The organism is Paenibacillus sp. FSL R7-0189 (assembly GCF_037969925.1).
GTDB lineage: Bacteria > Bacillota > Bacilli > Paenibacillales > Paenibacillaceae > Paenibacillus_AQ > Paenibacillus_AQ odorifer.
This window is the reverse complement of the sequence record NZ_CP150223.1, coordinates 6,837,763-6,860,656: the sequence shown is the minus strand read 5'-3', so window position 1 is coordinate 6,860,656 and position 22,894 is coordinate 6,837,763. Positions and strand designations below refer to the sequence as shown.

At 43.6% G+C, this 22,894-nt stretch carries 15 protein-coding genes; 10 read left to right on the top strand and 5 right to left on the bottom strand.

Translation table 11 applies throughout. The features are described from left to right. Window positions 1–186: 186 nt before the first annotated feature. Window positions 187–3,054, top strand: coding sequence for a glycosyl hydrolase 115 family protein (locus tag MKY63_RS30290; RefSeq protein ID WP_076316567.1), 2,868 nt, complete (start codon window positions 187–189; stop codon window positions 3,052–3,054). A gap of 47 nt (window positions 3,055–3,101) precedes the next feature. Here MKY63_RS30290 and MKY63_RS30285 read toward each other — a convergent pair whose 3' ends face one another. Then, window positions 3,102–3,881, bottom strand: a complete 780-nt coding sequence (locus MKY63_RS30285) for a helix-turn-helix domain-containing protein (protein WP_076316568.1) — start codon at window positions 3,879–3,881, stop codon at window positions 3,102–3,104. A 129-nt stretch (window positions 3,882–4,010) separates the two neighbouring features. Here MKY63_RS30285 and MKY63_RS30280 point away from each other — a divergent pair, with 129 nt between their 5' ends. Together MKY63_RS30280 and MKY63_RS30275 are read left to right on the top strand one after the other, a co-directional pair. Beyond that, complete coding sequence (locus tag MKY63_RS30280) at window positions 4,011–4,307, top strand: metalloregulator ArsR/SmtB family transcription factor (RefSeq protein ID WP_038569940.1); 297 nt, start codon at window positions 4,011–4,013, stop codon at window positions 4,305–4,307. 127 nt (window positions 4,308–4,434) lie between these two features. Next, window positions 4,435–5,457 carry an NADP-dependent oxidoreductase gene (locus tag MKY63_RS30275; RefSeq protein WP_076274986.1) on the top strand — a complete coding sequence of 341 codons (1,023 nt, stop codon included), beginning with the start codon at window positions 4,435–4,437 and terminating at the stop codon, window positions 5,455–5,457. Between the two features lie 71 nt (window positions 5,458–5,528). Here the strand turns inward: MKY63_RS30275 and MKY63_RS30270 are convergent, their stop codons facing one another. Continuing rightward, complete coding sequence (locus MKY63_RS30270; protein ID WP_076274985.1) at window positions 5,529–6,338, bottom strand: YheC/YheD family protein; 810 nt, start codon at window positions 6,336–6,338, stop codon at window positions 5,529–5,531. Window positions 6,339–6,500: 162 nt separating this feature from the next. Between MKY63_RS30270 and sbnA the strand changes: the two genes are divergently transcribed. From sbnA to MKY63_RS30245, 5 genes are all read left to right on the top strand, one after another. Continuing rightward, the gene (gene sbnA / locus MKY63_RS30265) at window positions 6,501–8,708 is read left to right on the top strand and encodes a 2,3-diaminopropionate biosynthesis protein SbnA (RefSeq protein ID WP_339192921.1); all 2,208 of its coding nucleotides are present in this window, start codon (window positions 6,501–6,503) and stop codon (window positions 8,706–8,708) included. A 24-nt stretch (window positions 8,709–8,732) separates the two neighbouring features. Continuing rightward, entirely contained in the window at window positions 8,733–9,698 is a 966-nt protein-coding gene (locus MKY63_RS30260) for a 2,3-diaminopropionate biosynthesis protein SbnB (RefSeq protein WP_076140961.1), read from the top strand. 201 nt (window positions 9,699–9,899) lie between these two features. Then, window positions 9,900–11,873, top strand: coding sequence for a serine hydrolase domain-containing protein (locus MKY63_RS30255; protein ID WP_076140962.1), 1,974 nt, complete (start codon window positions 9,900–9,902; stop codon window positions 11,871–11,873). 59 nt (window positions 11,874–11,932) lie between these two features. Next, complete coding sequence (locus tag MKY63_RS30250) at window positions 11,933–12,610, top strand: response regulator transcription factor (protein WP_076140963.1); 678 nt, start codon at window positions 11,933–11,935, stop codon at window positions 12,608–12,610. Then, window positions 12,607–13,959 (top strand): HAMP domain-containing sensor histidine kinase, encoded by a 1,353-nt coding sequence (locus MKY63_RS30245; RefSeq protein ID WP_076140964.1) that lies wholly within the window; start codon window positions 12,607–12,609, stop codon window positions 13,957–13,959. Before MKY63_RS30250 ends, MKY63_RS30245 begins: the two co-directional genes overlap by 4 nt. A 2-nt stretch (window positions 13,960–13,961) precedes the next feature. On the opposite strand, the gene MKY63_RS30240 is transcribed toward MKY63_RS30245, so the two are convergent. The 3 genes from MKY63_RS30240 to MKY63_RS30230 form a co-directional block, all read right to left on the bottom strand. Continuing rightward, the gene (locus tag MKY63_RS30240) at window positions 13,962–14,597 is read right to left on the bottom strand and encodes a TetR/AcrR family transcriptional regulator (RefSeq protein WP_076140965.1); all 636 of its coding nucleotides are present in this window, start codon (window positions 14,595–14,597) and stop codon (window positions 13,962–13,964) included. Window positions 14,598–14,643: 46 nt separating this feature from the next. Beyond that, window positions 14,644–15,834, bottom strand: a complete 1,191-nt coding sequence (locus tag MKY63_RS30235) for a pectinacetylesterase family protein (protein WP_249267668.1) — start codon at window positions 15,832–15,834, stop codon at window positions 14,644–14,646. A 154-nt stretch (window positions 15,835–15,988) separates the two neighbouring features. Further along, window positions 15,989–19,135 carry an alpha-mannosidase gene (locus MKY63_RS30230; RefSeq protein WP_076140967.1) on the bottom strand — a complete coding sequence of 1,049 codons (3,147 nt, stop codon included), beginning with the start codon at window positions 19,133–19,135 and terminating at the stop codon, window positions 15,989–15,991. A 249-nt stretch (window positions 19,136–19,384) separates the two neighbouring features. Between MKY63_RS30230 and MKY63_RS30225 the strand changes: the two genes are divergently transcribed. Together MKY63_RS30225 and MKY63_RS30220 are read left to right on the top strand one after the other, a co-directional pair. Continuing rightward, the gene (locus MKY63_RS30225) at window positions 19,385–21,223 is read left to right on the top strand and encodes a sensor histidine kinase (protein ID WP_339810912.1); all 1,839 of its coding nucleotides are present in this window, start codon (window positions 19,385–19,387) and stop codon (window positions 21,221–21,223) included. Window positions 21,224–21,254: 31 nt separating this feature from the next. Next, window positions 21,255–22,772 carry a helix-turn-helix domain-containing protein gene (locus MKY63_RS30220; RefSeq protein ID WP_339810909.1) on the top strand — a complete coding sequence of 506 codons (1,518 nt, stop codon included), beginning with the start codon at window positions 21,255–21,257 and terminating at the stop codon, window positions 22,770–22,772. The last annotated feature ends 122 nt before the right edge of the window (window positions 22,773–22,894 follow it).

Sequence of the window (22,894 nt, the reverse complement as noted above, 5' to 3'; positions counted from 1 at the left end):
AAACATATTTTTATTTGAAGGAATACCTGTTAACAGTAACACCAAATATCCAGATTGTTCAACCGATAAACAAAGTTTCGTTTAATAATTACAAAAAGTTGCTAGTTTACACATGGATGTTGAAATCGCTTACTTATATAATGTGCCTAGTCATACGAAAATAGGATGCTTAAGGGGAGAATTATCATGCCTACGAAGGAATTGCACCTTGTGAAGCAGGGAAGTGCTGCCAAGATTTACGTAGACCCCATGGGGAAAGATTATGAGGGATTACGCCGGGTGGCACAGTCTTTTGCAGCAGATGTTAAACAGGTAACAGAGGTAGAGCCTGAGATATATACACAATTGAACGAATTGGATGGAACAGTCATAATCGCTGGGTCGATAGGGAGTAATGATTTTATCGATGATTTAATCGCGGAGGGAACCGTTGATGTATCGGCCATCCAAGGTAAAAGAGAATGTTATAAAATTCAGGTGGTTGAACAACCCACAGCGGAAGTGGACAAGGCGCTCGTCATTGTAGGAAGTGATAAACGGGGGACGATTTACGGGTTGTATTCGATCTCCGAAAAGATTGGAGTTAGTCCTTGGGTGTACTGGGCGGATATTGTGCCGGAGAAGAAGCCGGCATTGTCCATTCCTGATAACCAGCTTCATGTGATCTCCAAGGAGCCTTCGGTTAAATATAGAGGTATTTTTTTGAATGACGACTGGCCGTCTTTAGGTTCTTGGGTAACTCAAAGCTTTGGTGACTTTAATGAAGATTTCTATGACAAGGTATTTGAACTCATTCTTCGCTTGAAGGGGAATTATTTATGGCCGGCGATGTGGAGCGCCGAATTCAGCCTGAATGGTAAAAGCAGCCCGATTGCCAACGCCAAGCATGCACAAGAATACGGAATTATTATGGGGACCTCCCATCATGAACCCTTATTCCGGGCAGGCAGTGAATGGCAGAAGGTATACAGCCAATACGGAACAAGTAACCTATGGGATTTCGCCCGTAATAAACAGGCGATTACAGATTTCTGGGAAGACGGAATCAAGCGCAATCAGGCCTTTGATAACTTGATTACCCTAGGCATGCGGGGGGAAAGTGACTCTGCGCTGGAGGGCTCCGACCAGGAGAATATTGATCTGCTGAAGGATATTATACTTACGCAAAAAGAACTATTGAAGAAATACAATCTTGAACATGCACCGCAAATTTTGGCCGTTTATAAGGAAGTTGAGCAGTACTGGTATGGCACTGCCGGGGTGGAAGGGTTGAAGGACTGGGATGTTCTGAATGACGTTACGATCCTGCTTGCTGACGATAACTTTGGCAATCTCCGCAAAATCCCGACGAAAAACGAACGTAACCGCAGCGCAGGATGGGGGATATATTATCATTTTGACTATCATGGTGGTCCGCATTCCTATGAATGGTTAAATACGACCCCGCTTGAAAAAGTCTGGGAGCAAATGTGTATGGCATTCGACTATGGCATCCGTGATGTATGGATTGTGAACGTCGGAGATTTGAAGCCTATGGAATTGCCCATTTCCTACTTTTTGGATTTGGCCTACGATTTTGAGGCTTGGGGGACAGGTGCAATCAATCGGATTGTGGAATACACCAACCGTTGGGTAGAGCAGCAATTCGGATATGCGCTGGAACAAGAGACATGTCTGGGAATCGCACAATTGTTAGGTGATTATACCCGGATGAACGGTCGGCGCAAGCCTGAAATTATTTATCCGTCCACCTTCAGTCCTATCCATTACAATGAGGCGCACAGAGTTCTGGAGCAAGCGGTGATGATCGAGAGGGCTGCCAACAAATACGATGAGCTAATCCCGGAACAACTAAAGGATGCTTACTTCCAGCTCGTATATTTCCCTGCTGTTGCCTCGGCCAATGTGGTCAAAATGCAAATTTATGCAGGACTGAACCATCTATACGCTAAACGAAATAGTATGTTGGCAAATACTTACGCTGCTCTGACCTGCGAAACCATCGAAAGGGATAAGCATCTGGAGCTGGTTTATAATAGCGGAATTTCGGATGGGAAATGGCAGGGAATGATGAGTTCCCCTCATGTAGGGTATATACATTGGAATGCAGAAGGGTGGAAATATCCGGATGTAAACACCCTGACTCCCGCCAGAGGTTCTTTAATGATTGTCGATGTGGAAGGAACGGAACAAGCGTATGTTTCCGGCACAGCTAATCTTCCGGTAATTACAAATCTTCAAAAAGAAAACTATCGCATCACAATCAGTAACGGTGGAGAAGCGGGTTTTGAATATCAGGTGCGGAGCAGCGTGGATTGGATCAAGCTTGAGAAAATACGCGGCTGGATTGAGACAGGGGAGACGCTTCAGGTTTCCGTAGATTGGGAGAAGGTCAAAGAAACATCGACGGGCGAAATTACGATCTCCGGTGCCGGAAATATAGTTAAGGTGAAGGTAGCCGTGGATTGGATAGACATTCCGGATGTGCCACCGATGACATTTATCGAGGCCCATAATATCGTGTCCATTGAAGCGGAGCATACCATAACTCGTGTTTCGAAATCAGGGGTGGTATGGAAGACCATTGACAGCTATGGACGTTCTTTATCCTCGGTTAAAATGTTTCCGGATGCTGTATCTTTTGAACAACCGGAGGATGCACCTTATCTGGAATATCGGATTCTAGTGCAGCAGGACACCGATTATAGCTTAACCGCGTATATTGCGCCGACAAACAATCTGTCACAAACTAGCGGGTTGAAATATGCGATAGGTTTCGATGATCAGGCACCCGTGATTAAGGATGCTTTACCAACGAACTTTGAAGGCGGCAATCATGATAATGAACCATGGTGCCGCGCGGTTATGGACAATATTCATGCTGTGACCACCAGCCATGCTTTAACAAAGGGTCTTCATACCCTCCGCTTTTACGGATTGGATGCGGGTCTGGTTCTGCAAAAGCTTGTATTGTCCGCTGCCCAGCTTCCTTATTCCTATTTAGGGCCGGAGGAGAACTTTTATACTAGCGGGACTGCGTCCATTCTTAGTTAGGTTGAATTAAAAGGGCGAACAACAGGGTTGTTGCTTCGAATCCTCCGTTATTTCAGGGCAGATGACGGAGGATAACCCTTTATATTTTTGAAAACGTTGCTGAAGTAGGCGACATCTTGATAACCACAGTGCGCTGCCACTTCGGACACATTAAAACCACCTGCCGATAGAATCATCTCAGCATTGTTCACCCGCACCTTGTTTATAAATTCTTTATAGGTGGAGCCAGTGTTCTGCTTAAATAGCTTACCAAGATATACGGGATTTAGGGCAACCAAATCTGCCAGCTCCTTGATCGTGACTTCCTCCGAATAATGATCCATGATATAGGTCATCACTTTTTGGATTCTTAGATCTATCAGAGGTGTTTCTTGATGGTGGGCGATACTTAATAAGCGGTACACTATCAGTTGAAAGATGGCCCGGGCTTTCATTTTGTAGAAAGGTTGTTTGCCCATCCAGACATGTGAGAATTCTTTAATATCCTCTAGAATCTCTTTAGTTCTCCAATTCCTAGTTACAGTCTCAAAAGGGAGCTGCACATGATTGTCCTCACCCTCCCAGAAAAAATTGAAGGCAAAGGAACGCATGGGTGCTTCCTTAAAGGTCTGAGCTTCCCGAATGCTGCCAGAAGGGGCATAGAGCATATCTCCGGCTTCAACCGTGAATTTCTCTCCATTAATAAAATAGTCAGACTTCCCTTCTACGATGAAGGTAAGATCATGGAAATCAATTTCACTCCTCGTAATCTCCCAATCCGGGAAGGATCGGCGATCAACGAACAAAAAAACACGGGGAACAAGATTTTCATATTTGGTAATGTCCATTTCTACCACTCCTCCTTCCTAATAAATAGAGCCGCGCTAATACCGATTGGTATATTATACAAAAATGAAACCGATTAAGAAATGGGATTGTAAATTGACTTTGCGCAATCAGAAGAATACAATAGTTTTATGACTATCGAACAATATTCCTTAAAAGATGATGAAAAGCGAGTGAAGATTTTTAAAGCATTAGCAGAAGTGAAACGAATTGAAATGATTCGTTATCTTCATCTCCATAAGGAGAACAATACATGTGGGTCCATTGGTGAATCTATGGGAATGGACAAATCCAATGTGTCTTACCATCTGAAGATTTTGTATGAAGCTGATTTAGTAAGTGTCACACGTATGGGGCAGAATAAGATTAGCCAGCTTCGAGAGGATACGTTTAGCGAATTATTACCGGGTTTCTTGGACAGTTTATAATATGTCCGGAAACCTATAATTTTTTCTTGATAGTTTGATAGTTTTATAACTATTTGATAATCATGTACAGGGTTTGGTTAATAGTTATAGGTAGCAGCAAAAATAAATATTAATGGAGTAGTGATCTATGAATCAGTTGAAAAATAAACAGGTCCTGTTAATTTCACGTCCTGTAGGCATGCCAACCCAGCAAAATTTCGAGTTCAAAGATATTCCTGTAGTTGAAGCAAAAGAAGGACAAGTTGTTGTACGTACGTTGTATTTGTCAGTGGATCCTTATATGCGCGGAAGAATGAATGATGCTAAATCGTATGTTCCTCCGTATCAGCTTAATGAAGTCATCGCTGGAGGACTTGTGGGAGAGATCGTAGACTCCAAATCGGAGCTATTCAAAGCTGGAGATAAAGTCATCGGTATGCTGGGCTGGCAGTTATATAATACTGTAGATGCTAAAGCAGTAACCAAAATTGATGATTCGATTGCACCTGTATCGGCTTACTTAAGTGTTCTAGGTTTAACAGGGCTCACTGCATATTTCGGTTTACTTGATATCGGTCAGCCGAAAGAAGGAGAGACTGTCGTAGTGTCTGGGGCAGCGGGTTCAGTGGGGATGTTTGTTGGACAGATTGCCAAAATCAAAGGCGCTCGTGTCGTTGGGATCGCAGGTAGCGATGATAAATGCGACTATTTGAAAAATGAACTTGGCTTTGATGCAGCCATTAATTATAAAACAACGGAAAATTTAGGCCAGGCTTTGGAAGAAGCATGTCCAAATGGTGTTGATGTTTATTTTGACAACGTGGGTGGGGCGATTTCAGATGCTGTGATGAGCTTGCTTAATGATTATGCACGTATTCCACTATGTGGCGCTATTTCTTCCTATAACAGTACAGATGGAGATATGGGTCCCCGTATTCAGAGCAGATTGATCAAAACCCGCTCCCTTATCAAAGGATTCGTTCTTAGTGATTACGCAGCCCGCCAGTCAGAAGGCCTTCAAGAGCTTGGAAAATGGCTAACAGAAGGTAAATTAAAATATGAAGAAACAGTTGTTGAAGGATTCGACAATGTGGTGGAAGCATTCCTGCAATTGTTCCAAGGTGCGAACCTAGGGAAGATGCTTGTTAAGGTGAGCGACTCCGAATTCTAAAACAACACAAACAGCCCTGGTAGAGACTTCTATATATCAGGGCTGTTTGTATTATCACCAATCTAATTCGTTCAGACCATACCCTGTTTGGACTTCATGCATTTAAGATTGTATGTGCGGCCATAGGCTTTCGCATATTTGACGATTCGCTCAATCATGCTGGTGTCATTCAGTTTGGTAAACGGGCACGGATCGGGGGCCGTATTTACTTCCAAGATCCATGGTTTAAGGCGTCGATCCAAGGCAATATCCACACCGATTTCCTGCAGGCCGGGATAGGCTGTGCTTAGCTGTCTGGCGGAGTTCACTCCAATTTGTTGCATGGACCGGATCAAGGCGCTACTATTCTCTACGTTTGTGTAGGATTCTAATAATGCCTCTACCGGATAAATCGTTCCCCCTTGGCTCCCATTCGTAACCACTTTGCGAGGATGAGCAACGCGACCCGCAATGCCTGTAGCTTCCCACCCACCCTTAAGATTTCTTTGCACCATTACCCGGATATCAAATGGCCTTCCTTCATAAACCAAAAGCCAAATCCCCTTTTGCACCAAATAGGATTTTCCTTGGGTCTCGCTAAAGATTGCCCGATAAGCCATCTCGTAATCAGAAAATGTATGTTTATGCGTACCGGATTGATAGCTGTAGGCTGGTCGTTTTTTGGCGGAATGATCTTGTGATCTTTCAATCCGGATTACACCCTGTCCCAAAGATCCACAGCAGGGCTTAATGTACACCATTCTATGTTTTTGCAACATCTCATAGAGTACGTTTTTATTCATTTTTTTCGTTACCGGGATATACTTCCTTAGCTCTTGTTTTCTAAGCAGTACCCTTGTTTTCGTCAGCTTATTGGATATCCGCCGTATTGGCTCCTTCATTTTGTTCCTCCGTTCTATATATCTATAGGCTATATTACGGGAATACGCAGTTTTTGCTTGGGCAACCACAGAATAATAGAACACATGCAAAGAATTCTACATATGAATATTGGAGGCATTTATTAAACTTGGGCTGCAGCATGCGGTCAACGGGAGGCGGCTATGATGCTGCTCGGTAAATTGCAGAATAAGGTGCAAGAAGTAATGGACGAATACCCTTGGTACAAGGGGCTGGTCGATGGGGAGAAAACGAATTATAACTTGCAGAACTTACCTCTTATGTCTTCGAAAACACTTGAAACCTTCTATTATAACCAACCCATCGATCCTTCTTGGACTGTTTATAGGACGTCTGGTACAAGCTCAGGCCGTAGAAAAGCAATCCTCTACTCTGAGGAAGATGACAAATACTATGTGGATATTAAAACGAAGCTATTCGGCGAGCTTATTGCGGGAAGCGGATGTAACAGAGCGTTGGCGGATATGGGCACTGGACATGCAGCAAATACTGCGCTGACCATTTTTGAACGGTTAGGATTGGAAAAAAGTTCAATCCCCTTTGAACTGCCAATCGAACAGCATATTGAACAGCTTAAAGCTTTTAAACCTGACTTGCTCTATACGATGCCGTCCATCCTTGACCATATCGTATATGCTGCCGGAAACCCGCGTGAATTCGGAATTCGCAAGATTATTTTGGTAGGGGAAATTGCTCCACCCGAGTGGCAGCGGAATATGGCTGGCTTGTTCGGTATTGATCCTAGAGACATCATCGATACTTACGGCTCCATTGAAATCGGTACGATCGCTTATTACTCCCATGATCATGGCAGGTACATTTTTGCCGACGGAATTTTTGCGGAAGGAATCGGGGTTCATGAGTTAGACGAAGAAGTAAGGCCACTTCGGAACAATGAAAGTATTCTGGTGCTTACCTCAACTGTCCGCAAGATGCTGCCAGCTCTTCGTTTTGTTACTTATGACGTTGTAAGGGATTTTAGGCCTGTGATGATAGACGGGGTTGAACAACAAAGCTTTGAGTCTATTGTAAAAAGAGTGGGTCAAGAACTGAAGCACGGTGAGAAGATCAGCCTGTACGATATCGAGCAGGTCGTATACCGTCATATTGAAGATGCGATCATTCGGGTCAAGGTAAAAAACAATGCGCTCTCTATTTATATCAAGAGTAAATCTGTGAAGCCCTCTATTATTCCGGTAATCAAAGAGGAAATCAGGGAGTGTATTCCGGAAATCGGGATGATGATTCGCAACCATCTGCTTGATGATATTGAGATCATTATAGTAGCTAAAGGGGAGCCGCTGGCCAGCGGGCAGGTCAAGAACAAGAAGTTATATTATCAGAAGGACAAAGCTAAGGTGGACATAAATATCCAAGGCGGTATCTTGTCGACTATCGGAAAAACACCATTAATCAAGCTGAATAATCTGTTCCAGAACAGTGAGTTCGAAGTCTACGCAAAAATGGAACTGCTAAATCCGGGAGGAAGTGCGAAAGACCGTCCAGCTCTGCGGATGATCCATGAGGCATGGAAGGAAGGGAAAATCGGGCCGGGAACTACTATTATTGAGTCGAGTTCGGGAAATATGGCGATTAGCTTGGCGATGATTTGCCAATATTTAGGGCTGCGATTTATTAGTGTGGTTGATCCAAGAACTACCACAACAAATCTGCAGATTCTGAAAGCATTAACTGCAAAAATTGACTTTGTTAGCGAACCCGATCCCGAGACCGGTGAATATCTGCCTGCTAGACTGAATCAAGTGCAGCGACTCTTGGAGGAAATACCGGGCAGCTACTGGCCGAATCAATATGCAAACGCAAATAACTATTTGTCCCACTACCATACGACCATGAAAGAAATCGTGACTGAGCTTGGCGAAGTGGATTATTTGTTTTGCAGCGTAAGTACATGCGGCACGATTCGTGGCCTCGCGGAATATGTAAGGGATCAGGGTCTGAAGACTAAGATTGTTGCCGTCGATGCGGAGGGAAGTAGTATTTTTGGTGGCAACAAAGAGAAACGGCGGTTCCCGGGACTGGGTGCTGGCATCGTACCCCCTTTCTGCAGAACGGATTTAATCGACCGTATTGTGCATGTCTCAGACTTGGATATCGTAAAAGGATGCCGAGCACTCGCCCAGAATGAATCGATTCTGGCCGGTGCATCCTCGGGGGCTAACCTTGCCGCTGTTAGGCGTATGGAGCAAGAAATGGCTCCAGGATCTGTCTGTGCGGTGATTCTGCATGACAAAGGGGAGCGTTACCTCGATACAGTATACTCTGACCCATGGATTCAGAATGAATTTGGGCAGGAATTCTCGCCTGACGGTGGAGATGTTCTTGCTTAACGAACGGCAAAAGGAGGTTGTGGAATGCTGTATTTAAACGATCGGGACATCCGGGAGGTGGGGCTTGATTGGCCTTCTCTCGTGGAATCGATAGAAACTACGGTGCGCATACTTGATTCTGGAGATTACGCGCAGCCCGTAAAACCTTACCTAAGGTATAAAAATCCTCAAAATCGTATTATTGCAATGCCCGCATACGTAGGGGGGAACGTGAACGCAGCAGGGATCAAATGGATTTCCAGCTTCCCGGATAATATCCAGGTTGGTCTTCCCCGCGCGCATAGCATCATTGTCTTGAATGATCCCATTACGGGCGAGCCTATATCCGTCCTAAGCTCTCCGCTCCCCAGCATCGTAAGGACAGCTTCCATCAGTGGACTGATGATTGGTCACTTTTTGCAGGCTCGTTCACTTGAACGGATTCATCTTGGCATTATCGGCTGGGGACCAATCGGGCGATATCATTTTCAAATGGTTATGGCATTGTACGGAGATCGAGTTGAACGTATTCGCATCTTTGATATAAGGGAAGTAGATTTGTCAGACATCTCATCTATATATAAGGATAGGATAGAAGTGGAGGAGACGTGGGCGGACGTTTATCGAAAGTCCAATATCTTTATCACCTGTACCGTATCCAATCATAGATATATCGATATGCTTCCGGCGGAAGGTAGTCTTCTACTGAATATTTCACTGCGTGATTATAAGCCTGAGGCATTAGCTTCGGTGAAGGCCATAATCGTCGACGACTGGGATGAGGTGTGCCGCGAGAATACTGACATACAGCAGCTCCATCTGAAACATGGGTTAACTCGTGCCGATACCCGAATGATTACCGATGTTGTCTCGCGCCATTGCCTGAATGAACTCAGAGCAGATGAGCCGATTTTCTTTTGTCCGATGGGGATGGCGGTTTTTGATATCGCAACAGCGGTATACTTCGTGAAAAAGGCGAGAGAAAAAGGGATCGGGACTGAGCTACAGTAAGGTGGTAGGCATACGTTCGCTATGGGATTTTTTATAGGTTATTGTGATGTAACTAGACTATGATCCGTCACTTTTAAGGGTGGATTGCTGTCTAGTTTTTTTATTGTCTTGTTAACGTTCCATTCATAATACTCTGATAATCTCTATAAGTGTTAGGCGGATGATCATCCACCCCAATAAATGATGACTCGGAGGATAATAATGTTAACACCTATGAAAAAAAGGTTGATCGCTGGTCTGACTCTATTGGCTATAATTAGTGCCGGCTTAGGCGCAAGCTTGGTATTTCCCGGGAAACAGGCCTCGGCTGAGACCAAAATGGGTCAAACCGCGCTACCGGCAGCTCAAATTGAAGCATCTGCCAAGCTCGATGATGCCGCAGGACTGACTAGCTTCGTTGATGGAATTATGGAAAAAGATATGAACCGGCTGCAAATTCCGGGAGCGGTTATCTCCATTGTAAAAGACGGCAAGATTATTTTAGCCAAAGGTTATGGCAGTTCCAATCTGGAAGAAGCGGCACCGGTTGATCCGACAACCAGCATGTTTCGAATCGCTTCAACAACAAAGCTGTTCACCTGGACAGCGGTGATGCAACTGGTCGAACAAGGCAAGATAGATCTGGACACTGATATTAACACCTACCTGAAATCAGTGAAGATCCCTGCTACTTATCCTGAGCCGATCACGATGCGCCATTTGATGACACATACAGCGGGGTTTGAAGAGGGTGGAGTGGGTTATCAAATCACTACCGACCCTGCCAAATTGCCGGGATCAATCTCGGAAACACTCAATGAACATATGCTGGCACGGGTAAGACCTCCCGGAGAGATGAGTTCTTATTCGAACTTCGGGGCTACACTCGCGGGTCTGATTGTGGAGGAAGTCAGCGGTGTTCCTTACAATGACTATATACAAAAGTATATTTTCGATCCGCTCGACATGAAATATTCGACTGTGGTAGAGCCTTTGCCGGAGTCATTCATACCCAATCAAGTTGTAGGGTACACGAGTGAGAACGGCAGCTTTATTCCTGGCACACCTACCTTCGAGGGCGGCTTTCGTCCTGCCGGCTCGGGTACAGTATCAGCAGTAGATATGGCGCACTTTATGATTGCCCATCTGCAGAACGGGAAATATGGTGACCAGCAGATTCTTAGAACGGAGACCGCAGAACTAATGCATTCAACGGCGTACCAATTCGATAAACGTCTGCCGGGAGTAGATCTGGGGTTCTCTGAGAAACGCATCAATGGTCTTAGACTAATTACTCATGGTGGTTCCGACCCCATGTTTAATACCGAGTTTTATCTTGTGCCTGCCAAGCATATAGGTATCTTTGTTTCCTATAACGGCGGTCAGGGCGGTGATTCCGCGGCAGGCCTAGTCCATGCCTTTTTTGAGTGCTATTATCCCGATCCTGAAGCGAAGCGGCCTGAATTCTCCACTTCTGCGGAATCTGTTCAGAAGTATGTGGGAACCTATCAATTCACACGCCGTAACCACAGTGATATTGATAAATTTTTCAATTTTTTTGCCCAGCTAAATGTTAAGGTAGAGGATAATAAGCTATCTTTGGGAAGGGGTAGTGAACAACAGCTGTACAGAGAAATCGGTCCGAATCTGTTCCAGCTCGAGGGAGGTACCGAACAAATCGGCTTCCGCACAAATGATTCCGGTAAGGTTACACATATGCTCTTAGGTATGGCACCGGAAATGCCGCTGGAGCGTACGCCACTCTTGAATCAGAATAAGTTTTGGCTTATTTTACTTGGCGGCTCGGGGTTGATTTTCATCACTGCATTGCTTGGACTAATCTTCTCCAGACGCAAGATCAAGGCGATGACGCCTCCGGAAAAGTGGGCCATCCGCTTATCTGCGGGAACTGCTGGGTGGGCGCTGCTATCTTTCTTCACGATATTTATGGTGGTTATGTCCATGGACACGATGCAGAAGTTCAGCGGTATCAGTCTTTTGCTTTCTCTCAGTTTAGTTATGCCAATCCTTTTGGTTGGACTGACTTTAGCTTTGCTAATCTCGGCTATACTGGTTTGGAAAAATAAATACTGGACAGCTTTCAAGCATGTGCATTATACACTAGTGGCACTTTCGGCTGTAGTGATGACTCTGTTTTTCTACTATTGGAACCTGTTGGGTTGGCAGTTCGGATAACTTCGTTTCTTGTCAAGAATATATCATATATAATGTAAGCTTAAGAGAGGAGGCAAATCGTGGCTACTATACTTATCGCTGATGATGATGATAACATCCGAAAGCTAATGTCTTTGTTTTTGCGAAAAGAAGGTTTTGGCCTCAAAGAAGCCAGGGATGGTACCAAAGCGCTGTCCATTATAGAGAACTCGCGAGTCGATCTCGTCATCCTAGATATTATGATGCCAGGATTGGATGGTTGGGATCTGTGCAGAGAAATCAGGCGCTCTGATGCCAACATTCCCCTCCTCATGGTGACGGCTAAAGGAGAATCTGCACATAAAGTGAAAGGTTTTCAACTCGGCACGGATGACTATCTGACCAAACCGTTTGATCCGCTTGAACTGGTGATGCGAGTAAAAGCTTTGCTTAAACGCTCGCTGGTCGTTTCTTCCCAGTCTGTGCAGTTGGGCAATGTGGTGCTTAACCGCCGCACTTTCCAGGTTACGCGTGATGAAGAACCGGTAACGATTCCTTTGAAGGAATTTGAGCTACTGTTTCTGTTGGCTAGTCACCCCAGGCAAATCTTCACAAGAGAACAGTTGATTTCTCAAATCTGGGGATTGAACTATGAAGGAGACGGCCGGACTGTAGATGTGCATATAAGCCGGTTGAGGGAGAAATTCTGCGGTAACGACGAGCAATTTCAAATCGAAACGGCCCGCGGCCTAGGATACCGGCTGATCCCTGCGCTATGATCAAGACATTGTATGTACGCGTCGTTCTCACGTTTCTAGGCATCATCATCTTTAGTCTGATCTGTTCCTTTTTCATTGGTTTGTATGTCTTTCAGAAACAAATAAGTTACGAGGGACAGAATGAAATGATCACAGTGGGGAAGGAGATCATTCACCGTTATGATGACGCCAAGCCTGAGGATACAGACGAGTTCTTGAATAGTATGGTTAAGGTATCTGCATACCCTATCCACCTGTATAATCATTCCGGGGAATATACCTTCTATGGGCTTAAGGATAGTCCGGCCGTCACTATCACCCCCGATGCTGTGAAACAAGTGCTGCAAGGAAAACTCTATCGTTCCTCTGCGAAAGATAAGGATACCTTTATCGGGATGCCCTTTATGTTTAACGGGGAGTGGCAAGCAATGTTCTTGCAGTATTCTGCCGAGAACGAAAATATCGTCAATCGGATGCTGCTCTTTGTGCTTTTACTCGTGCTTTTACTGGGTAGTCTATGCATTCTTATTGCCGCCAGATATTTGGTGGAGCCGATCAAAGCTTTGACGAATGCGACAAGAAGGCTAGCCAAGGGTGATTTCGAGGTAGCGCTTAAAGTAAACCGAGTAGACGAAATAGGGGAACTGACACAAAGCTATGTGGAGATGGCCGGGGAGTTGAAGCAGTTAGAACAGATGAGGCAGGATTTCGTATCCAACGTGTCTCATGAAATTCAGACACCGCTTACGTCTATTTCCGGCTTTGCTAAGGCATTGCAGAACAATGATCTAATCATGGAAGAGGAACGTTCTGAATATCTTGATATCATCATTGCTGAGAGTGAGCGTCTGTCGAGGTTAAGTGATAATTTACTGAAGCTCGCTTCCCTGGATTCTGAACATCATCCTTTTAACGCAGATTCCTTCAATCTTGACGAGCAGATTAGAACCATCGTTGTGACCTGTGAGCCACAATGGTCAGCCAAAGGCATCGTTATCGATCTTGAGCTGCCGGAAGCTGTCAAAATTAAGGGTGATGAAGATCAGCTGAAGCAAGTATGGATGAATTTGCTTAGCAACAGCATCAAGTTCACACCGGAAGGCGGGAACATCCGCATCAGTATAGATGACAGTGCAGCAGATGTATCGGTCACCGTCAGTGATAACGGGATCGGGATTTCCCCGGAAGAGTTCAACACCGTATTCCAAAGATTTTATAAAATAGACAAATCACGGAATGGAAACAACAATGGCAATGGTCTGGGACTTGCAATCGTTAAAAAAATTGTCTCCCTGCATCAGGGAAACATAGAAGTGGACGGTGCGGTTGGAGCGGGAACGACGATTATCGTCAGGTTGCCCCATAAGTGAAATTAAAGGTTTGTCTGATTCTTGGATTGCCGTACGCCAAACATAATGAAATCCTTGAATTGCCGGTCCATAACCCGATCTTCCTCCGTAACCACACCCCCCCGCTGATGAGTAATAATGACGGCTTTTTGTAAATACATGAAATACAGGTGGGTGGACTTGTGCAGAATGTCCAGCCACTTGTTTTTTTCCTCCGGAGCGACTGAAATTGTCTCAAGGAGAATTAACCGTGAATACCAGCCTTCCATAGCCTGCTTAAAGTCAGGAAGTTCCGCGGGATTTTTGGAAAGCGTGCTGTAGTAAACTCCAAAAATGGCATCATAGTAGATCAGGGCTTCCTGATGATCTCTTAACGCCAGATATTTATCCAGAATGTTCTCCAATGACTGTACAGGGTGTTCAAAATCAAAATCAAACAGCAGCTGTCCAAACATCCGCTCCAGATTAAGGGCATAGATTTGAGCGGCTAACTCTTCCTTGTCCTTATAATGATGATACAAAGTACGCCGGGAGATGCCGGCTTGTTCCGCAATCTGTGCCATATCCGTGCGCTCAATACCTTGAGCACAGAATAAGCTAAGCGCTGTATCCTTAATGATCTCCCTTGTCATTTGCATTTGCTTTTCCCGCAAATTCATTGATTTTCTCTCCTGTCTTGTTGCAACTCTTCCGCTGCTTCTAGCACTATTTCTGAGCTGGCTTCGAATTCATGAGGAATTTGCTGCCCACTGAATAGGGGTTCTGCCGGTTGATCGCATCACCTAACCAATTCAGAAGCTTCACACCATCCTGTTCAGCCTGAAAGAAGGTCTCTCTGGTGGCAAAAGTGTGCGGAGTTGTACCCGTCTTTGCGTTCAGTCCATAGTCGGTGAGATAGTAATAATAATTAGGTAAAGTGGCTGCCAAAGAAGAAACAGATTGCCGCATTTCCTGTGACCACTCATTAATGATGCTTTGATCTCTTGGCCCCTTGTAATCGTTGATGTTGTTCTGAAAGTGGATCAGAATCTCGTCAAATACCGAGTAGGATTGCAATATTATCGCATTCACAGGAAGTAGATGGCCGTTCGCTTTAAAAGCTGCCCCGATGATATCCGCTTCAGGGGCATATCCGAATTTCTTCACGAAGTCTGCCTGCCATTCCTGCTTCACAACATTTGGCCACTTGTCTGATTTCAAGAAGGAACTGTCCGAATATTGGAAGATCTCGGAGTCCTTGTAGTGAGAGGCGATCTCGGGAGCCCAAAAAGCGGACCCAAAGCCACCAGCACTTTCGCCAGCAATCAGTAGTTTGCCGGGTTTATCCACGTTGGCATATATCCAATCGAGGCTGCTTCGTACATTATTGCTGCCGTTATAACGCATAGTAAAGGGACTACCGTCATCTTTTTTATATTCAACCGTGCGGTTGCCGATATGGAAGTCACCAGTTGAATAGGGAAGATAGACCACATTCCAGCCATGAAAAGGATTGGCAGGGTTATCCGTATCCATCATGCCTCTCAGCAATGTAAGCATATAGAAGGGGATGTTGGGGAAATAGTTGCCTGTATCTCCACCTTTAATAAAGTTCATAAGCTTGATGGGGTGTGCGGCACTTTGGGCATCCCAGCTGGCCCCGCCCCCGGAAAAGAAGATGATCCAGTTATTATTTTCACCCTTTTTATTCCACAAAAAATACTCTGATCCATCACTTGATATGACATTTCCGTCTAGCGTGACTTTATTCCACTTGTAAGGCTTCACTTCCGCGATTACGGGGGTGGTAGTCGCCGGTCTTTTGATTACAAAAGCGCTGATTACAAACATGGCAATCAAAACAAGGCTGAATAACCCAATACCTGTGAATATTGTGATTTTCCTCATTTTTCTCATATCCATCTCTCCCTTACTCGGAGTATACGTCAAGATTACTCATTGCACAAGGTGTATACTTAAAAGCATAAGAAACAATCGTGAGAAAATATATAAAGAGGTGTCCTACGTAACCTTTGATCTATGGCTACAGGGACACCCCGATTTTTGTACGTTACTTTATTAGTTTTGCTGCTTCGATTTCAAATGTTTTTAGTTCGTAAGGTTCAAGTATAAAAGTAATGACAGGTTCAGTGTGGACTTCCCCTTCAGGACGCTCCATTAGATTACACTCTTGCCACGAAATAATATTCAAGTCGCTAGTCATATCAATTTGCTGGCGGCTTCCGGAATAGTCGTGTACACGTACGATTAATTTTTGACCATCCTCAGACTTCTTAATCGCAGAAACCATAACCGTCTGTGTAGAAAGGCGAATAAGCGACTTGGTTGTCACTTCTGCTTGCCCCATGGTGCTCCGTAGAGGGTTGTTGACGGACCAAGCTTGACGGACGGTGTCACCCTGTAGCCAATCCCCAGTATGAGGCAGGATAGAGTAGGTGAAAGTATGTTCGCCTTGATCCGCTTCAGGGTCAGGGTGCGTTGCCGATTTGATTAAGGATAGACGCATTACATTATCCTTGATGTCATAACCATATTTGCAGTCGTTCAGCAAGCTAACGCCATAACCACGATCTGATAAATCTGCCCACTGATGCCCCACAGTCTCGAATCTAGCGTAATCCCAGCTAGTGTTCCAATGTGTTGGACGCGTAACATTACCAAATTGGATATCATAAGTGGCTTCGGTAGCTCGTATTGCAACAGGGAAAGCTACTTTCATTAGCTGTTGTCGCTCATGCCAGTCTACCTTCGTCACGAAATCGATACGACGATGGTGTGCATGTAAGATCATTTGCTGCTTAATCGTGGAATCCATATAACTCCATGTGAATTGTACAACACATCGCAGTGAACCCTTTTCTATGACTTCAATGCTGCGGCAGTCGGTGACTTCACGTTTCTTTTGCTGATAGTAGATGTCAATGTCCCAAGCTTCATGGGCTAGGGGTTTATCTTCAAACACTTGGAACACGTTACCGTGACTTCCGTTTGCTAATACTTGTCTTTGTTCATTTATATCATAGATGGATACTAATTGACCTTGTTCGTTCCATTCAATATCGAAGTGAGGCGTTGAAATTCCTGATTCATTTAGCTTGAATGGAGCGCTTAGAGACTCAGAATTCACATCTTCTACGAAGGAAATGGTTGTATATCCGAGAGAAGGAATGTTAGATACTTCAACGATCCAGCGGTCACCTTCACGTTGAGCTTGTAGTTGTTTTCCTTCTGAGCTTATCCAATGTCCTGTTTCCATCCCGGCTTCAACAGTAATTTCTACGAGTTCTGTCAGCTCCCAAGCAGCATTGTTCCAGATCGTATATTTACCGGCTTCATTTCCGCTCACAAGTGCCTTACTGGATTGCTCCCAGACAGACTGACCTATTGCTTCTGCTTGTGCATATTCAATCGTACTGTCTTCATATACTTCACGAATCGAAGAGCCCGGAATAATATCATGGAATTGGTTGCGCAAAATAATTCTCCAGCCCTCGTCTAAATCGGTCTGACGATAGTTCGACCAGTCACCTGTCATCACACTTTGCAGTGTATTTAGCCATTCCGCCTCACGGTATAGCAGTTCAAGCTTACGGTTCATCCGCTTATTGTAGGCTTGGCTTGTATAGGTGCCGCGGTGATATTCTAAGTAAAGCTCGCCATCCCATACATGGACATAACGATCCGTATTTGCAACAGTTTCTTGCAAGTTACGGAAGTAGTCTCCCGCTGTTCCTGTTTCAATCTTCGGCAGACCGGGAAGATCGTTTAGCCGACGGCGCATCTCTAGCATTTCACGGTTCACACCCCCGCCACCATCGCCATATCCGTAAGAAAGTAACAGATTGCGATTCACTTCTTTATCCCGGTAGGTATCCCAAATTCCTTTTACAGTCTTAGGAATAATCCGGCCATTATAAGTGTAGAACCAAGAATCTTCTTCGGACCAAGGCTCTGGCGTTGTAATAAAATGTGTTAACACCTCTGTGCCATCAATCCCACGCCATTGAAAGGTATCATGTGGCATCCGGTTATATTGATTCCAGCTAATTTTTGTGGTCATGAAGGTATTAATTCCTGATTTTTTTAGAATTTGTGGCAAGGACCAGCTGTAGCCAAATACGTCCGGCAGCCATAAATAGTCACATTCAACCCCAAATTCATTACGTAAGAAGCGAGTTCCATACAGTAATTGACGGACTAGAGACTCTCCTGAGGTCAAGTTGCAATCTGCTTCAAGCCACATGCCGCCGCCAGCTTCCCAGCGTCCTTCAGCCACACGTTCACGAATATTTTCGTAGATTTCTGGATAGTCATTTTTGATATATTCATAGAGTTGCGGCTGAGTCTGTAAAAAGGTATAGTCCGGGAACATTTCCATCAGACGTAGTACGGTTGAGAAGGAACGCGCACATTTCTCACGGGTGTGTTTCAATTGCCACAACCAAGCCACATCAATATGGGTATGGCCAATACAGGTAACTGTGACGGGTGAGGACTTCTCCATTTTATTAATTTCATCACGCAAATAATTGCGGGCTTTCCCGATCGAAGCATAGAAGTTGTCTGAACCAGGACGAGACCAGTCGATCAGAAGAAAGGAGCGGTCTACTGTACTCATAAGTTGTGTATATTCTGGAGTTTTGGCATCGAGTACGTTCAGCGTCTCGACTACAGCAAGCGCGGTAAAATAGAAATCATCCGTTGCTTCATCCAGCCAACAAATTTCAGCCATGCGAATGCCATGTGTCTGATCCTTTTTAGGGCCGCCTCCTTCGAGTCCCGACCATAACCGGAAGGTCAGTGGAAGCTGAGTGCCTACCGTTTCATTTGGCAAGAACACTTCGGTATGATTGGAATCTACACCTTGATAGGGTTTGCCGTTGAAAAAGAATAAGGATTCAAATCCGGAGTTGTTTCCAGCACCCGTCTCGCCAAAATCAAATCGACCCAGTACTCTACGGCCTGCCCAAGTAGCGGGTACGTCTATATTTGTCGTTAGCCATAAATACAAATCGCGGCCTTTCCAGGTATCGCCAACTCGTAGCTCAGACCATTCTCCATCCACGGGCGGTTCGGCTGCAATTTCACCTTGTTCGTCAATCATTGAGTTGAAAAAAGGAATGTGTATACGATCCCGGTAACGATATTCGGAAATTTCGTTTAGTTGGGAGTTGAGTTTGCGTTTGGTTAGAAACATGAGTAATAGCCCCTCCAATATGTTGATGGGGGACGAGGAAATTAAGATCTATTTGGGTTATTATAGGTTTGTTTGGGGGGTAGAAATCAACTATAGACGATTTTTTGTGAGTTGTAAACTCTCGGTGGAGAGAAAAGTTGGAGCGCTAGAATTTATAAATAAAAAATGCATGCGCTTCCATTGCAGAAAAAGAAGTGTGATGTTAAGCTTCTAATCCTAAAGGTGATATTCAGAAAGAAGGTGGCTTTGTTGAATGTAAAGAAATTTTATCAAAACCATTTGCAGAAAAAACTGTTCAATAAAATATTAGCTATATACTCTTCAATCATCATAATTACGTTAATAGCCTCTTCCATTACCGTATATAAATACTATGAACAGACGATCACTCGCCAACATGTAGATGCCAATCGGGAGGTGCTGGATTATGTAAGTTTGTATATGAATCAGCAGTACGAAAGCATCCAAGTGGCTATCCAGCAAATATATAGCGATGCCTCTGTCAGTGAGGATTTGTCCTACTTTTTGCAAAATGATTATGGGGATTATCTTAAATACCGTTTAGATCAATATGCAGATATAGGGAGCTCCGTTCCTCATACGTTCGATACGTATTTCAAAACCTATTTGAATCAGAAAAATGGGATTTATGACGTTATTTTGTACAGCACAGAGAAAGAATTTTATTATTTATATAAAAATAATACCCGGCAATTCTACTTGAGCGACATGGACGGTTCTAAGCAAAAATTATCCTTACCGAAGAATGGCTGGGTCTCGCATGAAACCAAATTAGTGCTTAAGGAAATAAGAGAAGACAATAACAATTTATATACAATGACTAGGGAAATTAAAGATCCGATTACACTGAAAACGATCGGTATGCTCATAGTAGATTTTGACGCAGAACTTATTTCAAAATGGCTTGGCACAAAAGTTGCAGAAAATAATGGTCAATTGTTGGTCTTAACCCCAAGCGGTGACGTTATATATGATTCATTGGGAAGGTATATGGGACAGCGATATCCACATATCGATGCGCTTCATGCCGATGGCTGGACAACACTGGATGGGATCTCCAAGGTTAACTTAAATACAACGAATAGCTCAGGTCTTATTATGGCAGGGATCATTCAGAAGTCACAGGTCAACAACGAAATGAAAACGGTTCGAACTTGGATTATCGGAATTACCACAGCGCTTATTATTACTGCAATGTCTTTTACATACGGAATTATTTTACGTTTCTCTAAAAAAGTGAAGATCATTGTCAAATCTATGAAGCGCTTACAGGAAGGTGATTTGAGCACACGTATTCACCTTAATCGAGAAGATGAATTGCAGCTAATTGCCAACAATTTTAACTATATGTGTGAAAGACTAGAACTCTATATTAACAAAGTGTATATTTCGGAGCTTACCCAGAAAAATGCTGAGCTAGTTGCACTTCAATCACAGATTAATCCACATTTTTTATATAACACACTTGAGGCGATTAGGATGCGGGCAATTACGCAAGGAGCGAAGGATGTAGGTCAGATGATTTACATTTTATCGACATTATTTCGAACGATGATTAAGAAAAGTATGGTCGTTACAATATCTGATGAGATTGAATATTGTAATTTGTATCTGGAGTTGTTCCAGATTAGACATAAAGATAGGCTCCAAATCGAATCACAAATAAGTCCAGCTTCCATGAATTGTTCTATCGTTAAATTGCTTATTCAACCGGTTATTGAAAATTATATTGTTCACGGATTTAGACCTGACCGTTTTGGCAATCTCATCCGTATTGAAGTTACTGAATCTGGCGGGGAAATTCAAATTGCTATAAGTGATAACGGGAATGGAATTACTCCCAGCAAGCTAACAGAGCTACAGCAAATGCTTCAAGTCAGTATGAGAATGGATGAACCTCCTTCTTCGGTAGGCCTATGTAATGTGAATGAACGAATTAAACTTTATTATGGGACTGAATATGGATTGACGATCGCTAGTGAAGTAAATAAAGGAACAATAGTCATCATGAATATACCAGTAGTAAGGGAGAGTACTAATAAGGCACAATATACTTATCGTGGATGATGAACCTCTTATTCTTGAAGGATTACGTTCAGTGATTGAATGGGAAAAATATGGATTGAGAATCGCGGGACAAGCGTCTAATGGGGAAGAAGCTTTAGAATTTCTGCGCAATCATAATGAAGGGATCGACATATTAATTACTGACATTACGATGCCAAAACTTACGGGACTTGAACTGATTCAACAAATAAAGGTTTTTGATTCAAAAATGAGATTTATTATCTTGAGCGGCTATGAACAATTTGAGTATTTAAAAGCTGGAATGAGTCTAGGCATTGAAAATTATATTCTCAAACCCATTAATATAAATGAATTGGAATCAACCATTGAACAAATTGTTGAAGTGCTGAATCAAGAGGATGTTGAACAATTTCATGCTAAAGAGGATTGGCAAGTTCTGCGCAACAATATTCTAAACCGCTGGGTAACTGGCAATATAGGTAGGCAGGAGCTACAGCACCGTTCAAAAGTCTTAAATATCTCACTGGACTGTTCATTTTTTACGGTGGCTGCGATTCGGCTTATCACCGAACAGGATGACGATGAGGGGCAGGATAAACTCCACAGGAATCAGCTTATGGATGAATGTTATCGTATCGCTGTGAAGTCATTAGAGCAACTTGGAACCGTTATTGTATTTATAGATATGGAAGGTGATCTTGTTCTTATTATTGCTGAGCGGGCTGAAGCTGAGAACAAAGAAGAGCTTTATTGTGTACTGGAACGAGTACAATATGAGATTATGCATGAGTTGGAGAAGTCAGTCTGGATAACGATAGGAAATAAGGAGCATGCTTTTCAGGAAGTCCCAAAAAGTTATAAAAAAGCGAAGAGTTTATATGTTGATCATCTAATGCTACCTGGCTACCCGATTATAGATGCGGAACAACTGTCAAAGATGGTTCTGCACGAGGAGAAGCTCGAAATTGATTATGAGGAATTCACCAAATTATTATTATCTGGAGACCGTGAAGCTACGAACCAGTTTATCGCAGAAACGTTCGAAAAGCTGTTTGGCTGTGGCATGATTACCCGTATTGATAATTACAACGTAGCGATTGAGTTAATGTTGATTGCCAAGAAAATGGAGAAAAACTCTAATTTTAGTGCCGTGTTTAATCCATTGCTGCGCATACATACTATTGAGCAATTGGTGCACCATGTGCAGGAAAGTGTGAAAGAAACACTGGACCAATTATCGTTAGTAAGTGATGAGCTCAGTCCGAATATGAGATATATGGTTGATCAAGTAAGCAAACACTATAGAGAAGAGCTATCCCTGAAAACGCTCAGTCAGCGTATGGAAATGCATCCTAATTACTTGGGACAGCTATTTCAGAAGGAAATGGGCCGTAGTTTCTCTGATTATGTTAATCAATTTCGAATTGAAAAGGCAAGACAATTGCTGCTACAAACTACGTTACTAACCAACGAAATTGCAGCTGAAGTAGGGTATCCGGATCCAGCATATTTCTATCGCCAGTTCAAAAAATCAGTAGGTGTATCGCCGACAGAGCTTCGGAATATGTACAAAAAAGCAAAATCCTAAAATAAAGGAAATGTTCCTGGCTATCCACGTTCAAGTACGGGTTTCATGGACGCTGATAACGAGAATGTTTCCTTTTTTTTGCTCAAATTTAAGGGGAAATAGACTTTTTAAATGTCCTTTCT

Coding starts and splice junctions, on each gene's coding strand:
- MKY63_RS30235 (WP_249267668.1), bottom strand. CDS start 15,834: ATGAGAAAAATGAGGAAAATCACAATATTCACAGGTATTGGGTTATTC.
- MKY63_RS30270 (WP_076274985.1), bottom strand. CDS start 6,338: ATGAAGGAGCCAATACGGCGGATATCCAATAAGCTGACGAAAACAAGG.
- MKY63_RS30285 (WP_076316568.1), bottom strand. CDS start 3,881: ATGGACATTACCAAATATGAAAATCTTGTTCCCCGTGTTTTTTTGTTC.
- MKY63_RS30240 (WP_076140965.1), bottom strand. CDS start 14,597: ATGAATTTGCGGGAAAAGCAAATGCAAATGACAAGGGAGATCATTAAG.
- MKY63_RS30280 (WP_038569940.1), top strand. CDS start 4,011: ATGACTATCGAACAATATTCCTTAAAAGATGATGAAAAGCGAGTGAAG.
- MKY63_RS30275 (WP_076274986.1), top strand. CDS start 4,435: ATGAATCAGTTGAAAAATAAACAGGTCCTGTTAATTTCACGTCCTGTA.
- MKY63_RS30260 (WP_076140961.1), top strand. CDS start 8,733: ATGCTGTATTTAAACGATCGGGACATCCGGGAGGTGGGGCTTGATTGG.
- MKY63_RS30230 (WP_076140967.1), bottom strand. CDS start 19,135: ATGTTTCTAACCAAACGCAAACTCAACTCCCAACTAAACGAAATTTCC.
- MKY63_RS30290 (WP_076316567.1), top strand. CDS start 187: ATGCCTACGAAGGAATTGCACCTTGTGAAGCAGGGAAGTGCTGCCAAG.
- MKY63_RS30255 (WP_076140962.1), top strand. CDS start 9,900: ATGTTAACACCTATGAAAAAAAGGTTGATCGCTGGTCTGACTCTATTG.
- MKY63_RS30245 (WP_076140964.1), top strand. CDS start 12,607: ATGATCAAGACATTGTATGTACGCGTCGTTCTCACGTTTCTAGGCATC.
- sbnA (WP_339192921.1), top strand. CDS start 6,501: ATGATGCTGCTCGGTAAATTGCAGAATAAGGTGCAAGAAGTAATGGAC.